This window comes from Streptomyces phyllanthi (assembly GCF_009377205.1).
Lineage (GTDB): Bacteria > Actinomycetota > Actinomycetes > Streptomycetales > Streptomycetaceae > Streptomyces > Streptomyces phyllanthi.
Genome location: NZ_VJZE01000187.1, coordinates 1 through 15,763, shown reverse-complemented (window position 1 = coordinate 15,763; position 15,763 = coordinate 1). Strand labels below are relative to the sequence as shown.

The following is a 15,763-nucleotide window of genomic DNA, read 5'->3' as shown; positions in this document are numbered from 1 at the left end:
GGCTCGTACGGGCGCTGGAGGGGCGGCCGGGGATCATCGCGCACGGGGTCGACCTGGACGGTGACACCCTCGCCCGGGCGCGCCGGGACATCGCGGCGCGAGGGCTCGGCGACCGGGTCACCCTGCACGCCGGGGACGCCGGGGAGTTCACCGCCGACCAGCGGTTCGACCTCGTGCTCTGCGTCGGCGCCGCCCACGCCTTCGGCGGGCTGCTGCCCACCCTCGAAGCGGTACGCCATCACCTCGCCCCGGGCGGTACGGCGCTGATCGGCGACGGGTTCTGGGAGCGCGAGCCGGACCGGGGCACCCTCGATGTCGGATTCACCGCCGACGACTTCGCCGATCTCGGCACCACCGTCGACAGAATCGCCGCGGAGGGGTGGACGCCCGTGTACGGGCACATCAGCACCACCGAGGAGTGGGACGAGTACGAGTGGTCCTGGACCGGGTCCCTGTCCCGCTGGGCCCTCGACCACCCCACCGACCCGGACAGCGGGAAGGCGCTCGCGGCCGCCGCCGAGCACCGCGCCGGCTGGCTGCACGGCTACCGCCGCACCCTCGGCTTCGTCACGCTCGTACTGCGGCGGACACCGGACGACCTGCGGTGACCGGGGGCCGGGGGCCGGGGGCTCACCCCGCCCACACGATCGCCTGCACCTCGCTGTACGCGTGCAGCGCGTACGACCCGACGTCCCGCCCCACCCCGCTCTTCCTGAAGCCACCGAACGGGGCCTCCATGTTGCGGCCCACGGTGTTGACGCCCACTCCACCGGACCGCAGCCGCCGGGCCACGCGGAAGGCACGGGCCACGTCGCCCGACCAGACGTAGTCGATGAGGCCGTAGTCGCTGTCGTTGGCCAGAATCACCGCCTCCTCCTCGTCGTCGAAGGGGAGGACCACGACCACCGGGCCGAAGATCTCCTCCCGGACCACCCGCATGTCGGGGGTGCAGTCCGCGAGGAGGGTCGGGGTGACGTAGAAGCCGGAGGCGAGAGCGGGCCGTTCGCCGCCCGTGACGACCCTGGCGCCCTCCTTGCGGCCCAGTTCGACGTACGACTCCACGCGGTCCCGGTGCGCGGCCGAGATCACCGGGCCGACGACCGTGCCCTGCTCACGGGGGTCACCCACCTTCAGCGCCCCCGCGTACGCCGCCAGTCGCGTCACCAGCGCCTCGTACACGCCCCTCTGCGCCAGCACCCGCGTCGGTGCCGTGCAGATCTGGCCGGTGTAGAAGGAGAACGTCGTGCCGATGCCCGCCACCGCCGACGCGAGGTCCGCGTCGTCGAAGACGATCGCCGCGCCCTTGCCGCCCAGCTCCATCAGCTGCCGTTTCATGCCCCGGCCGCACACCTCGGCGATACGCTGCCCGACGGCCGTCGACCCGGTGAAGCTCACCATGTCGACGTCGGGCGAGTCGACAGCCGCCTCACCCACCTCCGCCCCCGAGCCGCTGACCACGTTCACCACACCCGGGGGCGCGCCCGCCGCCTCCAGTGCCTCCGCCATGCGGTAGACGGACAGAGGGTCCTGGGGGGCGGGTTTCACCACCACCGTGTTGCCCATGGCCAGGGCGGGGGCGATCTTGCCGGCCGGGTTGGCCCAGGGGTTGTTGTACGACGTGACGCACGTGACCACGCCGACGGGCTGACGTACGGCGAGGGCGCCCATCACCGCCGCCCTGCCGAACGGGCCCGCCTCGTTGACCTGCGGCGGCAGCGGCTGTTCGACCGGTTCCAGGGCGCCCTTCGCGTACCGCTTGAAGCGGGAGGCCGCCACCGCCACCTGCATTCCGCGCGCCGTGCCCGTCGTGGCGCCGCTCTCGGCCTGGGCGAGGTCCGCGTACGGCACCAGCTGGCGCTGGATGATCTCCGCGGTACGGGCCAGGATCGCCGCCCGCTCCTCGGCGGGCGTGCGCGACCACGGGCCGAACGCCTCACGGGCCGCGGCGGCGGCCGCGTGCACCTGGTCCCGCGAGGCCTCCGGCGCCCACCCGACGACGCCCCCGGTCGCCGGGTCGGTCACCTCGTAGTGCCCGCCGTCCGGTTCGACCCACGAGCCGCCGACGAACAGCCGCTGACGATCGGGCGCCTTCGGCGTCACCTGGTACTCACCGTCCTCGTGTCCCGCCCGGAGCGCAGCACCCGGCCCGGTACGGCGCCCGTCACCACGTCGTCCCGGATCGCCTCGACCCCGTTGACCCAGACCGCCCGTACGCCGATCGCCTTCGAGTCCAGCCGCGGGCTGTCTCCCGGCAGGTCGTGGACCAGGGTGGCCTTGCCGGCGTCGATCCGCTCCGGGTCGAACAGGACCAGGTCCGCGTGGAAGCCCTCCTGGACGCGTCCCCGGTCGCGGAGGCCGAAGAGCTGTGCCGGGTCGTCCGTCAGCATCTTCACCGCCTGCTCCAGCGGGACCAGCTTCCGGCCGCGCAGACAGTCCCCGAGGAAGCGGGTCGTATAGGGGGCTCCGCACATCCGGTCCAGGTGGGCGCCCGCGTCCGAGCCGCCCAGCATGACGTCCCCGTGCCGCCAGGTCTCGGCGCGCAGGGCCCAGGAGTCGGGGTCGTTGTCGGTGGGCATGGGCCACAGGACCGTACGCAGGTCGTCCGCCGCGCAGATCTCCACCAGGCACTCGAAGGGTTCCTGACCGCGTTCGGCCGCGATGTCCCGTACGACCCGGCCGGTCAGGCCCTCGTTGGCCGCGCTGTAGGTGTCCCCGATGACGTACCGCCCGAAGTGGGCCAGGCGCCGGAAGACACCCGCCTCCCTGGAGTCCGCGCGCCGCAGCATCTCCGCGCGGACCTCCGGGTCACGCAGCTTCGCGATCCGCTCCGGCACGGGCAGGGCCAGGATCGGGCCCCACCCCGGGATCAGGTTCAGCGCGCAGAAGGTCCCGAGGGACATGTTCATGGGCGTGAGGATCGGCATGGTCAGCGCCACGATCCGGCCGCCGGCCTTGCGGGCGCGCTCACTCGCCTCCAGCTGCCTGGGGACGCGCTCGGGGACGGACGCGTCGATCGTGAGCACGTTCCAGTTCAGGGGGCGGCCCGCGGACGCGGTCATCTCCACGAAGAGGTCGATCTCCTCGTCACTGAACTGGTCCAGGCAGCCCGCCACGATCGCCTCGATCTGGGTGCCCTCGTACTCTCCGACGGCCCGCGAGAGCGCCAGCAGTTCGGCGGGCTTCGCGTGCCGGGAGGCGACCGGCTTGCCGTCGCCGTCCGAGTGGGAGCTCGACTGGGTGGTGGACAGCCCCCAGGCGCCCGCCTCCATCGCCTCGCCCAGCAGCCGTACCATCGCGTCGAGCTGCTCGGGCGAGGGCTGCCCGCCGACCGCGTCCGGGCCCATGACGTACCGGCGCAGCGCACAGTGCCCCACCATGAAGCCCGCGTTGACCGCGATACGGCCCTCCAGGGCGTCCAGGTACTCCCCGAAGCTGTGCCAGCTCCAGGGCGCGCCCTCCTCCAGGGCGACCAGGGACATGCCCTCGACCTTCGACATCATGCGGCGGGTGTAGTCGGCGTCCTCGGGGCGGTCCGGGTTCAGCGGGGCCAGCGTGAAACCGCAGTTGCCGCCCGCGACCGTGGTCACCCCGTGGTTCAGGGACGGGGTCGCGTACGGGTCCCAGAAGAGCTGGGCGTCGTAGTGGGTGTGCGGGTCGACGAAGCCGGGGGCGAGGACGAGCCCGGTGGCGTCCTCTATGGTCCGGGCCTCCTCGGTGACGGACCCGACGACGGCGATCCGCCCGTCGCGCACGCCCACGTCGGCGATGAAGGCGGGCGCGCCGGTGCCGTCGACGACGGTCGCGCCTTTGATGACGTGGTCGAGCATGAGCGCTTACCTCCTGGGCCGAGTAGGGACGCGCCCCGTGAGGGGCGCGGGGAACTGCGCGAGCAACCACGAACAACCCGCAGTCGCCATCCGAACCTCAGGCAGCCCCCCGGAACCGCGTAGTCCGATGAACGGGATCCGTATCGATCTTCGGAATCACGTGCTCCCCCACCAGCCGGATCGTCTGCAGCGTCTCCTCCCGCGAGATCCCCACCGGAAGGCCGAAGCTCAGCTGATCCGCCCCCGCCTGCTCCCACCGCTTGCACTGCGTGAGCACCTCGTCCGGGTCTCCGCAGATCAGCAGCTCCTCGGCGATGAGAAGCTCGATGATCTCCTCGGTGTACTCGGGAAGGGTCTCCGGCCACTCCGGGAACCCCTCGGGCCGAGGAAACGTGTCGTGGTACCGGAAGACGAGCGACGGCAGGTAGTGCAGCCCACCACTCGCGGCGATCCGCACCGCCTCGGCGTGCGTCGGCGCGCAGATCGCGGTCGACGTCACCATGACGTTGTCGTTGACGAAGTCCCCGATCGGCTCGGCGTCCACGATCGCCGTCTTGTACTGCTCCAGCACCCACTCCATGTCGGAGACCTTCTGCACGCTGAAGCCGAGCACGCCCAGCCCCTTCTTCGCGGCCATGGCGTACGAGGGCGGGGAGCCGGCCGCGTACCACATCGCCGGGTGCGACTTCCCGTACGGCTTCGGCAGGACCTTGCGCGGCGGGAGCGACCAGTGCTTGCCCTGGAAGCCCACGTACTCGTCCTGGAGCCACATCTTCGGGAACTCGGCGATGGTCTCTTCCCAGATCTCCTTGGTGTAGTTCATGTCGGTCACACCGGGGATGAAGCCGAGGATCTCGTGGCTGCCCGCGCCGCGCCCGCTGCCGAACTCGAAACGGTTCTCGCTGAGGTGGTCGAGCATCGCGACCTTCTCGGCGACCTTCACCGGGTGGTTGACCTGGGCGAGGGGGTTGAAGATCCCCGAACCCAGATGGATCCGCTCGGTGGCGTGCGCCAGGTACCCCAGGAACACGTCGTTGGCGGAGAGGTGCGAGTACTCCTCCAGGAAGTGGTGCTCGGACGCCCAGGCGTACTTGAAGCCGGACTTGTCCGCCTCGATGACGTACTCGGTCTCCTCCATCAGCGCCTTGTGCTCCGCGAGCGGGTCGGTCTCGGCCCGCTTGCCCACGTATCCCTGTACAAAGAGCCCGAATTCCAAGGAGGTTCACCGTCCCCAGTCAGTTTTCTGACAGATCGTCAGATCGGCTTCTGTGGCCGACTGTGGCACCGCACCCCTGCACCGTCAATAGCTGACGACCAGTCAGATGAAGGACCGGGGAGGCGGTCAGACGGCGCTGACCCCCGCCAGCCACCCCCCGTCGATCACGAACGGCTGCCCGGTGATGTAGGAGGAGTCGTCGCAGGTGAGGAAGAGCGCGAGCCGGGCCACCTCCTCGGGCCTGCCGACCCGCCCGAGCGGCACGAGCTTGCGGTAGTACGCGTCGAGGGCCTCCGCCGCCTTCTCCGGATCGGCGTCCGGGTCGAGCTGCGCCGGATTGGTCATGGCGGTGTCGATGGCACCCGGACAGACGGCGTTGACCCGTATCCCCTTCCCGGCCAGCTCCAGCGCCGCCACCCTCGTCAGCCCGACGATCGCGTGCTTGGTCGCGCTGTAGGCGCCCACGTACGCCATACCGGTCACCCCCGTGTACGAGGCGGTGTTGACGATCGTGCCGCCGCCCGCCGCCGCGATCTCGGGAGCCACGGTCTTGATCCCCAGGAAGACCCCCACCTGGTTCACCTGCACGACCTGCTGGAACTCCTCCAACGGCGTCTTGACCAGCTTGTTGAAGCGCAGGATCCCCGCGTTGTTGACGAGCCCGTCGATCCGCCCGTACGCGTTCTTGGCTGCCGCCACAGCGGCCTGCCAGTCGTCCTCTCGGCTCACATCGAGATGCACGTGGAGCGCGCCCAGCTCCTTCGCGAGCGCCTCACCCTGGTCGTCGAGCACATCGGCCACGACGACCTTGGCGCCTTCCCCGGCGAACAGACGGGCCTCCTGCTCCCCCTGTCCGCGCGCCGCTCCGGTGACGAGGACGACACGTCCGTCCAGCTTGCCCATGGGACCCCCTTCGCACGGGCCCGGCGTGCGAGCCCTTCGCATGAGTGGAGGCCGGTATCGTAGCGTCATATCTGACGTACCATCAGATGGCGATGGCCCTGGACATGCGTACTCGCCGGTATCAGCCGGTCATGCCGTCGGCGAACGACATCGTCCGCCATTGGTCGACGGCGGGCTTCAAGTACTCCATCAGCTGGGGCAGTTGCGGTACGAGCGTGAGGGAAGCGATGGCCCGCAGCATCCCTACGGTGTTCACGAAACCCAGGACGTCCTCGTTCAGCGGCCTCATGCCGTTGCGCCGGGCACCGCGGTTGTAGGCGGATTCCAGGTCAGGCCCGAGCGCGGCCAGGTCCCACTCGACGGGACCCAACGTGACCAGCTCGAAGTCGGCGTAGAGGTCCCCCTCCACCCCGGAGAAGATGTTCGCGGGCGGGGAGTCGCCGTGGATGGGCTGGAGATCGATCCCCGGGAACGCTGCCTCGAACGCCGTGCGTGAGCGCACGAGAGGTTCCAGGACCTGCCACTCGCGGCGTGCGTGGTCCAGGTCGGCCGGACCGATGAGGTCGGCACGCTCTTCGAGCACGGCGAGGCTTTCCGTGATGAACCGCGGTTCGGCCGCGGACAGAAACGACAGCCGGCCGGGGTACGCGCGCATCGCGGCGTGCAGGTCGGCAACGCTTTCGGAGTTCGCCATGTAGTCGGGCTCCTTGTCCCGGTCCTCCTCGACGAACGGCCAGAAGGTCATCGAGAACCCGTCGCGTTGAACGGGTTCCCGTGGCACGAGAGGGCTAGGCGCGATGACAGGGGTTCCCTGGTCCGCGAGCCACCGTGTCACGTCGAGTTCCGCCTGCTGGCGGCGCGCCTGCGAACCGAGGTCCGCGGAGGGCGGCAGGACGGTCGGGATCCGGGCCACGACCGGTGAGGGCGCGAGGTGGACAACGACGGAGAACAGCTCATAAAGCACCGTGGCGTCCGTCACCGTGAGTCCGAGTTCGCGCCCCGCTCCGACAGCCGCGTCGACTGCGGCGGAGGTGCGGCGGGCGATGTGTCGCGGTGTCAGGAAGTCATTCATGGCTCGCCTTTCGTTCCAGGTCGTGGGTTGGGTGTCGTCGAGTGGGTGTCGTCGAGGGAAAGAACCGGTCAACACCAGCGGCCCCCGAGCAGCTCCAGCCGCTCCCCCTCGAACCGCTCACGGAAGCCGCGGTCGTGGGAGACCACGACCACCGCTCCCGGGTAAGCGGCGAGCGCCGCCTCCAGGTCCTCGACCAGGTCGAGCGCGATGTGGTTCGTCGGCTCGTCGAGGACCAGAAGGTCCGCGGGCCGGGTCACCAGGCGCGCGATCTGCAGCCGCCGCTGCTGTCCGGCGGACAGCGCCGCGACCGGGACGTGCAGGTCCTCCTCACGGAACAGGCCGAGCGCCAGCAGCTGTTCGGCGTACTCCTGCGACTCCTCGGGTGTCCCTTCCCCGTCGGCCGCAAAGGCGGCGAGCAGGGGGAGCCACGTGGAGCACGCGGGCAGCTCCTGAGCCAGGTACCCGATCCGGGCAGGTCGGCGCACCGTACCCGCGTCCGGCTCCAGGTCGCCCGCCAGGACACGCAGCAGCGTCGTCTTGCCCGCGCCGTTCTCGCCCGTGACCAGCAGCCGCTGCACGGGCGTGATCGCCAGCAGCCCGTCCAAGCGCAGCCGCTCGCCGACCATCACGCCGTCGAGCTCGGCGAGCGGGTGCTCTACGGGTGCGGAATGCCCGCCGCCCGCCGCCGACAGTGCCGCCGTGAACCGCAGCGGTTCCGGCGGCGCCGCCACCGGGTTGCGCCGCAGGTGGGCCAGCCGCTCCCGGGCCGCCCGCACCTGCCCGCCGAGTTTCGCCTCGTGCGAGCGGCGGTGCTTGCCGAAGCCCTGCCGCGGGTCCTTGCCGGTGGTGGCCAGCCGCTTCCCGGCCGCCTCGACCAGCTCCTCGGTACGGGCCACCTCCGCGAGCCAGTCCGCGTACCGCTGCTCCGCGAGGCGCCGGGCGGCGGCCTTCGCGGTGCGGTAGCCGGCCCAGCCGTCGCCGTACCGGTGCACCGTGCGCGCATCCCGGTCCACCTCCAGGATCGTGGTGGCGAGGCGCTCCAGGAAGCCGCGGTCGTGCGAGACCACGACGACGGTGCCCCGGTGCGCGCGCAGGTGCTCCTCCAGCCAGCGCACGGCCGCCGCGTCGAGGTGGTTCGTCGGCTCGTCAAGGAGCAGCAGCTCGGGGGCGGCGGCCAGCACGCAGGCGAGCGCGAGCCGCCCCTGCTCACCACCGGAGAGCGAGCCGAGCACGCGGTCGCGGGTGATCCCGGCGAGCCCGAGCCCGTGCATGGCGGCGTCGACGCGGGCGTCCGCCTCGTATCCGCCGCGTTCCTCGTACGCGGTCAGCAGCTCGCCGTACGCGGCGAGTTCGCCCTCCGACGCCTCACCGAGGCCCTCCTCGGCCGCACGCATCCGGTGCTCCATGTCACGCAGTTCGGCGAGCGCGAGATCGACGGCGTCCCGCACGGTGCAGTCCGGGTCGAGGTCAAGGGTCTGGGTGAGGTGGCCGACGCCACCGGGGAAACCAACGGTGATCTCCCCGGCGTCCGGCGCCTCGGACGCGGCCAGCAGCCGCAGCAGGGTGGACTTGCCGGAGCCGTTCTCGCCGATGACGGCGGCCTTCTCGCCCGGGCGGACGGTGAACGTGACCTGGTCGAGGACGGTCCGGGTGCCGTAGGACTTGGTGACGTCCTTGACGGACAGCTGCGCCACGGCAGCGGACACAGCGGTATGGGCGCGTTCGCGCATGCGACTTCCTCTGGGGATGCGAAGGATCCACGGGCAGCAGAGACGGCGGCATCGGCCGTGCCCGAACTCAGAGGAAGTAGAAGAAGCGCATGCCCCCACCATAACAAGACGGTGCGTATCGTCTCCACTCGCGCGCAGTACAACTTCTGTGAGCCGCGCCACCTCCGAGCCGCTGCCCCGCGCCACCGATTCCTCCGGCTCACCTCCCGGCGAGCCCTACTCGCGCGCATGCAGTCGATGTCCAAGGTCACACCGGTGTCGCGGCCTGGCCTCGCTATCGAGTAGGGGCCCAGATGCCGGTGGCGGCCGTGTCGCGGACGTAGTCGGCGAAGTCTCGGGGCGGTCGGCCGACAGCGCGGTGGACGCCATCACCAAGTCGGGCCCTGCGACCGTCGAAGACCTCGGCCATGAGGTCAGCCAGCGGCTCCGCGAGCTGCGCCGGTGTCCCCTTCTCCTGGAGAGCGACGGAGAACCGTTCCTTGCTGATTGCCTGGTACCGGACTGTGCGCCCGATGGCCCTGCCGATCTCTGCGACCGCTTCGGCAAAGGTCATCAGACGTGGACCGGTCACGTCGTAAGTCTCACGGACGTGACGGTCTTCGGTGAGAGCCGCGGCAGCGACGTCAGCGATATCCTCGGCGTCGGTGAACGGCTCTGCCACCTCGCCGGCCGGCAGTGCCAACACGCCTGCCCGCACCGCACCGGTGAGGACGTCCTCGCTGAAGTTCTGAGAGATGAAGCCGGTGCGCACGATGGTCCACTCGGCACCCGATTCACGCACTGCCCGCTCGCAGCGCTCCGCCTCGCTTGCCCCGCGGTCAGCCAGCAGCACCAGCCGCGTCACACCGCAGCGCACCGCTTGGCCGGCGAACGACCCCACCGCCTCCGCGGCCCCGGGAAACGCCGCGTCCGGGTGATATGCCACGTACACCGCCTCCACCCCCTGCAGCGCGGGCGCCCAGGTAGCGGTCACCTGCCAATCGAAGGGTGGCGTCCCCTTGCGCGAGCCGACCCGAACCGGCAGACCCCGCGCGGCCAGGCGCTCGACCACACGTCGCCCGGTCTTGCCCGTCCCGGCCAGAACCAGCGTCTTCTTGCTGCTGTTCGTTGCCCTCATGCCGCAAGTACACGGCACCACCGGACAGACGCTGAATAGCCGGGAAGCTCGATTTCGTGCTTGAGCGTCTAACCTGGAGGCCCATGGACGCACTGTCCGGCCTCTTGGCCGGCCCCAGAGCCCGGGGCGCCTTCATCCTGCGTTCCGTCCAGAGCCCGCCCTGGTCAGTCCGGGTGGAAGACGCGGCCCCGCTGAGTGTCGTGGCCCTCACTCACGGCACGGCCTGGGTGATCCCCGAGGCCGGCGCGGCCAGGCGCCTCAGCCCCGGCGGCGTCGCGTTGATGCGAGGGCCGGACCCCTACACCTTCGCCGACACACCCTCCACGCCCGTCCAGACGGTCATCCGACCAGGCCCTCATCGCATGACACCGTCGGGTGAACACCTGCGCGAGGCCGTTGATCTGGGTCCTCGCACCTGGGGAAACGACGTCCCCCGCGACGCGACCGTGATGCTGATCGGGAAGTACCGGATGACCGGCGAAGTCAGCAACAGACTCCTCCGCGCTCTCCCGCCGGCGCTGGTCCTCCCTCATCATCCTCAGCGTCGCCTCGACCCGGTTGGGTTGCTCGCCGAGGAAGTCATCCGGGAGGAACCTGGTCAGCAGGTCGTTTTGGACAGGTTGCTGGACCTTCTCCTCGTCACCTCGCTCCGAGCGTGGCTCGCGCAGGCCGAGACCGGAGCCCCGGCCTGGTACCGCGCCCTGTCCGACCCTGTCGTGGGCCAGGCGCTGCGCCACTTGCACGGCGATCCCGCCTCGCCCTGGACGGTGAGCGCCCTCGCGTCCGAAGTCGGGGTCTCTCGAGCGACTCTCGCCCGCCGCTTCACCCAGCTCGTCGGCCAAGCACCGATCGCCTACCTCGCCGACTGGCGGCTGGACATGGCCGCCGACCTGCTCCAAGAACCAGAAGCGACGATCGAGGCCGTGGCCCGACGGGTCGGCTACGCAAGTGCCTCCGCCCTCAGCACCGCGTTCAAACGAGAACGCGGGATCACCCCGCAACAGCACCGGACCCGGTTCCGAACAACAAGCGGAGCAGAGAAACAGTCCCCATGAGCGGGACACCCCTGCCGTCGGCGACCTCCAGCGAGACGATCCACTGAAGCCCCTCCACACCGCCGACTTCCTGGAGAGGCCGTCAATTGGCTCTGGAGTCCCAGCGACACGCCGCACTGGACGGCATGTCATGAGACTCAGCAGCCAATTGCCCTCACCCGACGGATTCGCCAACGGGGGCGGCCCCCCGGGGGGCGCACCGGCTGGGTCGCGGGCCCTACAGCAACGGCCCCACCTCACCCCCGAACACACCCATCTGGTCGGTGAGTTCCGTACGGCTCCGGCTGCGGAACCGGATCTGGATCTGGTCCACGCCCATCGCGCGGTACGCCCGCAGCGACTCGGCGAGGGCTTCCGGCGGGCCGCTGAGCGTGCGGCGGCCGACGTTCCAGCCCGGCTCACCGACGTACAGCGGCTCGGTGATGGCGCCGACAGTGAAGGGCCGGCCGGCCAGGCCCGCCTCCTCCCGCAGTTGCCCGAGCTTCGCGATCTGCGCGGGCAGCCGGTCGCGCGGGTCTCCCTGCGGCAGCCAGCCGTCCCCCTTGAGCGCGGCCCGCCGTACGGCCGCGGGCGAGGAACCGCCGACCCAGAGGGGGACGTGCTCCTGCGCGGGCCGTGGACGCTGGCCGAGCCCCTCGAAGTCGTACGACTTCCCGTGGTGGGCCGGGAACTCGTCCGGTCCGAGGGCAGCCCTGAGCGCCTCGATCGACTCGTCCAGTACGGCACCCCGGCTCTCGAAGTCGATGCCCAGCGCCTCGAACTCCTCGCGTACGTGCCCGGCGCCCACCCCGAGGATCAGCCGGCCTCCGGAGAGGTGGTCGAGGGTCGCGTACTGCTTGGCCGTGACGAGAGGGTGCCGAAGGCCGACGACCGCGACATGGCTGAGCAGCCGTACACGTTCGGTGACCCCGGCCAGGAAGGCGAGCGTGGCGACCGGGTCGTACCAGACGGTGCTCATCGCGGCCGCGAGGCGGCGCGGGATGGCGACGTGGTCGCAGCTCGCGATGTACGCGAAGCCGGAGCGGTCGGCGGTGCGCGCGATCTCGGCGAGGTCGTCCGGACCGGCGTCGGCCTCCCAGGGCTCGGCGTAGAGGGTGCTCTGGGACTGGACGGGGAGCTGCATCCCGTACCGGAGACTCACCTGGTACCCCCCGCCCACAGCCCGTCCTCCGTCAGCCCCAGCAGCTCGATGGCGTTGCGCCGTACGATCCGGTCGACCACGTCCGGGTCCAGGTGCCCCATCTGGGACTCGCCGACCTGGCGGGACTCGGGCCAGGTGGAGTCGGAGTGGGGGTAGTCGGTCTCGTACAGGACGTTGCCGACCCCGATGGCGTCGAGGTTGCGGAGCCCGAAGGCGTCGTCGAAGAAGCAGCCGTACACGTGGTCGGCGAACAGCTCGGACGGCGGGCGGTGGACCTTGTCGGCCACACCGCCCCAGGCGCGGTTCTCCTCCCAGACCACGTCCGCGCGCTCCAGGATGTACGGGATCCAGCCGATCTGGCCCTCCGCGTACATCACCCTGAGGTTCGGGAAGCGCTCGAACTTGCCGCTCATCAGCCAGTCGACCATCGAGAAGCAGCAGTTGGCGAAGGTGATGGTGGAGCCGACGGCGGGCGGGGCGTCGGCGGAGGTGGACGGCATCCTGCTGGACGAGCCGATGTGCATCGCGATGACCGTTCCCGTCTCGTCGCACGCGGCGAGGAACGGGTCCCAGTCGTCGGTGTGGACGGAGGGCAGGCCCAGGTGCGGGGGGATCTCGGAGAAGGCGACGGCCCGGACGCCGCGCGCGGCGTTGCGCCGTACCTCCTCGGCCGCCAGTTCGGCGTCCCAGAGGGGGATCAGGGTGAGCGGGACAAGCCGGCCCCGGGCCTCGGGACCGCACCACTCCTCCACCATCCAGTCGTTGTAGGCCCTGACCCCGAGCAGGCCCAGCTCACGGTCCTGGGCCTCCGTGAACGTCTGGCCGCAGAAGCGCGGGAAGGTGGGGAAGCACAGGGCCGACTGCACGTGGTTGACGTCCATGTCGGCGAGGCGCTCCTTGACGTCGTACGAGCCCGGGCGCATCTGCTCGTACGTGATGACCTCCAGCTTGATCTCGTCCCTGCTGTACCCGACGGCGGTGTCGAGCCGCGTGAGGGGCCGGTGCAGGTCCTCGTACACCCACCAGTCGCCGATGGGGCCGTCGTCGCCGGGGGCGCCCATGACCGGGGCGAACTTCCCGCCCAGGAAGGTCATTTCCTTCAGGGGTGCCCGGACTATGCGGGGGCCGATGTCCCGGTACTTCTTCGGCAGGCGGTCCTGCCAGACGTCCGGGGGCTCCACCGTGTGGTCGTCGACGGAGATGATCTTCGGGAAGGGGGACGGGGAGGGCTGCGGGGTCTGCTTGGTGTCCATACGGGCACGGTAGCGCCGATCTGACGCATCGTCAGCTGCCGTGCGGGGCCGATGCCGGACGTGAGCTGACGCATCGTCAGCCCTTCCTGTGCGGCAGGGTTTGCGGTCGACTTGTGTGCGAACCTGTGCGGAGAGGGTGTGTGGGGCTTGTGTCCTCCCGCGTGGCGGCCTGTGATCGGTGTCTCCCACGGCTGACGCATCCGCCGTGAACAAGGCAAACTGGCTTGGTTGTCAGGGAGACCAGGGGGCGGCGATGGACGACGTTGTACCGCGAGTGCCCGAGCAGCGCGGGCCCGAGGACGCGCGGCCGCCGGCCGTCGCGGAGTCGGCGCCGTTGCGCTTCAGCGTGCTCGGCCCGGTGCGCGCCTGGCGCGGGGCGGAGCTCCTGGCCACCGGTTCGCCACAGCAACGCGCCCTGCTGGCCGCGCTGCTGCTCCGCGAGGGCCGTACGGCCACGGCGGGCGAACTGATCGACGCGCTGTGGGGCGACGAGCCGCCGTCCCAGGCCCTGGCCGCCGTACGCACCTACGCCTCCCGGCTGCGCAAGGTCCTCTCCCCCGGCGTGCTGGTCAGTGAGTCGGGCGGCTACGCCATCCGGCTCGCCGACCAGCACGCCGGGTCCGGCACGAGCGGCTCCCTGGACCTGGCGCTGGCCCAGGAGCTGGCGGCCGACGCGGAGAAGGCGAAGGCGGCGGGCGACCTGTGCCACGCCCGCGCCCTGCTGAACAAGGCCCTGAGCCTGTGGGACGGGGAGGTCCTGGCGAGCGTCCCCGGCCCGTACGCGGAGACGCAGCGGGCCCGGCTCGACGAGTGGCGGCTGCAGCTCGTCGAGAGCCGCACGGACATGGACCTCGAACAGGGCTGCCACGCGGAGGCGGTCTCGGAGCTGACGGCCCTGACGGCGGCGTACCCGCTGCGGGAGCGGTTGCGCGAGCTGCTGATGCTGGCGCTGTACCGGAGCGGCCGCCAGGCGGAGGCCCTCGCGGTGTACGCGGACACGCGGCGCCTGCTGGCCGAGGAACTCGGGGTGGACCCGCGGCCGGGCCTCAAGGACCTCCAGCAGCGGATCCTGCGGGCGGATCCGGGCCTGGCGGCCCCCTCGGCCCCGCTGACCCCGGAGCCCGCGGCGGGACCGGTGCGGCCGGCCCAGCTGCCCGCGAGCGTCCCGGACTTCACGGGCCGGACGTCCCTCGTGGCCGAGCTGGGCGAGGTGCTGAGCGCGGCCTCCGCGGACGAGGGCCGGGTGATGGCGGTGTCGGCGCTGGCGGGGATCGGCGGTGTCGGCAAGACGACGCTGGCCGTCCATGTCGCCCACCGGGCGCGGGGGGCCTTCCCGGACGGCCAGCTGTACGTGGACCTCCAGGGAGCGGGCGCCCGGGCGGCGGAGCCGGAGACGGTGCTGGGCGCCTTCCTGCGGGCCCTGGGTACCGCGGACGAGGCGATCCCGGACTCGCTGGAGGAGCGGGCGGCGCTGTACCGCTCGGTGCTGGACGGCCGCCGGGTGCTGGTGCTCCTGGACAACGCGCGGGACGCGGCCCAGGTGCGGCCCCTGCTGCCGGGGACCGCGGGGTGCGCGGCGCTCGTCACGTCGCGGGTGCGCATGGTGGACCTGGCCGGGGCGCATCTGGTGGACCTGGACGTGCTGTCCCCGGACGAGGCGCTCCTGCTGTTCACGAGGATCGTGGGCGAGGAGCGGGTCGCCGCGGAGCGGGAGGCGGCGCTCGACGTCGTGGCGGCCTGCGGTTTCCTGCCGCTGGCGATCCGCATCGCCGCGTCCCGGCTGGCGGCGCGGAGGACGTGGACGGTGTCGGTGCTCGCGGCGAAGCTCGCGGACGAGCGGCGCCGGCTGGACGAGCTCCAGGCCGGGGACCTGGCCGTGAAGGCCACCTTCGAGCTGGGGTACGGGCAGCTGGAGCCGGCCCAGGCCCGCGCCTTCCGGCTGCTCGGCCTGGCCGACGGCCCGGACATCTCGCTGGCCGCCGCGGCCGCCGTACTGGACCTTTCGGTGGACGCGACCGAGGACCTCCTGGAGGCCCTGGTCGACACGTCGCTGCTGGAGTCGGCGGCGCCGGGACGCTACCGGTTCCACGACTTGGTACGGCTCTACGCGCGTGCGTGCGCCGAACGGGACGAGCATCCGCCGGCCGAGCGGGACGCGGCGCTGTCGCGGCTGCTGGACTTCTATCTGGCCACGGCGGCGGGGGTGTACGCGATCGAGCGGCCGGGGGACCGGCTGGTGGACCACCTGGAGCCGACCCGGTACGCGGGGCTGCGCTTCACTGAGGGAGCCCGTGCCCTGGACTGGCTGTACACGGAGGCGGCCTGCCTGCTGGCCTGCGTACGGCAGTCCGTGGGCGGGGACCGGCTGCGGGGCGGGGTCGATCTCCTCTGGGCGGCCAAGGACCTCACCGAGTCCGGGGCCAACTCCCACCAGTACGAGACGACCGCC

General features: G+C 71.3%; 12 protein-coding genes. 3 read left to right on the top strand and 9 right to left on the bottom strand.

The genetic code is table 11. The annotated features are described in order from the left end of the window. The coding region (locus FNH04_RS24465) for an SAM-dependent methyltransferase (protein WP_152787701.1) at nucleotides 1-608 on the top strand (608 nt) is incomplete at its 5' end. A 22-nt stretch (nucleotides 609-630) separates the two neighbouring features. On the opposite strand, the gene FNH04_RS24460 is transcribed toward FNH04_RS24465, so the two are convergent. The 7 genes from FNH04_RS24460 to FNH04_RS24430 all read right to left on the bottom strand — a co-directional run bounded on the left by FNH04_RS24460 (nucleotide 631) and on the right by FNH04_RS24430 (nucleotide 9,865). Then, nucleotides 631-2,100: an aldehyde dehydrogenase family protein gene (locus FNH04_RS24460; RefSeq protein ID WP_322723726.1), complete on the bottom strand. Its 1,470-nt coding sequence runs from the start codon at nucleotides 2,098-2,100 to the stop codon at nucleotides 631-633. Beyond that, nucleotides 2,097-3,827: an N-acyl-D-amino-acid deacylase family protein gene (locus FNH04_RS24455; protein WP_152787699.1), complete on the bottom strand. Its 1,731-nt coding sequence runs from the start codon at nucleotides 3,825-3,827 to the stop codon at nucleotides 2,097-2,099. The genes FNH04_RS24460 and FNH04_RS24455 overlap by 4 nt, the downstream gene beginning before the upstream one ends. A 97-nt stretch (nucleotides 3,828-3,924) precedes the next feature. After that, the gene (locus FNH04_RS24450; protein ID WP_152787697.1) at nucleotides 3,925-5,043 is read right to left on the bottom strand and encodes an LLM class flavin-dependent oxidoreductase; all 1,119 of its coding nucleotides are present in this window, start codon (nucleotides 5,041-5,043) and stop codon (nucleotides 3,925-3,927) included. A 126-nt stretch (nucleotides 5,044-5,169) separates the two neighbouring features. Further along, nucleotides 5,170-5,946: an SDR family NAD(P)-dependent oxidoreductase gene (locus tag FNH04_RS24445; RefSeq protein WP_152787695.1), complete on the bottom strand. Its 777-nt coding sequence runs from the start codon at nucleotides 5,944-5,946 to the stop codon at nucleotides 5,170-5,172. A gap of 121 nt (nucleotides 5,947-6,067) precedes the next feature. Beyond that, nucleotides 6,068-7,018 (bottom strand): phosphotransferase, encoded by a 951-nt coding sequence (locus FNH04_RS24440; RefSeq protein WP_152787693.1) that lies wholly within the window; start codon nucleotides 7,016-7,018, stop codon nucleotides 6,068-6,070. Nucleotides 7,019-7,086: 68 nt separating this feature from the next. After that, nucleotides 7,087-8,748, bottom strand: a complete 1,662-nt coding sequence (gene abc-f, locus FNH04_RS24435) for a ribosomal protection-like ABC-F family protein (RefSeq protein WP_152787691.1) — start codon at nucleotides 8,746-8,748, stop codon at nucleotides 7,087-7,089. A gap of 274 nt (nucleotides 8,749-9,022) precedes the next feature. Further along, complete coding sequence (locus FNH04_RS24430) at nucleotides 9,023-9,865, bottom strand: NmrA family NAD(P)-binding protein (protein ID WP_152787689.1); 843 nt, start codon at nucleotides 9,863-9,865, stop codon at nucleotides 9,023-9,025. A gap of 83 nt (nucleotides 9,866-9,948) precedes the next feature. On the opposite strand from FNH04_RS24430, the gene FNH04_RS24425 reads away from it, so the two are divergent. Beyond that, nucleotides 9,949-10,920 carry an AraC family transcriptional regulator gene (locus tag FNH04_RS24425; RefSeq protein ID WP_152787687.1) on the top strand — a complete coding sequence of 324 codons (972 nt, stop codon included), beginning with the start codon at nucleotides 9,949-9,951 and terminating at the stop codon, nucleotides 10,918-10,920. 217 nt (nucleotides 10,921-11,137) lie between these two features. Here the strand turns inward: FNH04_RS24425 and FNH04_RS24420 are convergent, their stop codons facing one another. Continuing rightward, entirely contained in the window at nucleotides 11,138-12,043 is a 906-nt protein-coding gene (locus tag FNH04_RS24420) for an LLM class F420-dependent oxidoreductase (RefSeq protein WP_152787685.1), read from the bottom strand. A gap of 14 nt (nucleotides 12,044-12,057) precedes the next feature. Next, nucleotides 12,058-13,314 carry an amidohydrolase family protein gene (locus FNH04_RS24415; protein WP_152787683.1) on the bottom strand — a complete coding sequence of 419 codons (1,257 nt, stop codon included), beginning with the start codon at nucleotides 13,312-13,314 and terminating at the stop codon, nucleotides 12,058-12,060. Nucleotides 13,315-13,567: 253 nt separating this feature from the next. Here FNH04_RS24415 and FNH04_RS24410 point away from each other — a divergent pair. Next, nucleotides 13,568-15,763 (top strand): AfsR/SARP family transcriptional regulator (locus tag FNH04_RS24410; RefSeq protein WP_152787681.1); only part of this gene is annotated, 2,196 nt, incomplete at its 3' end.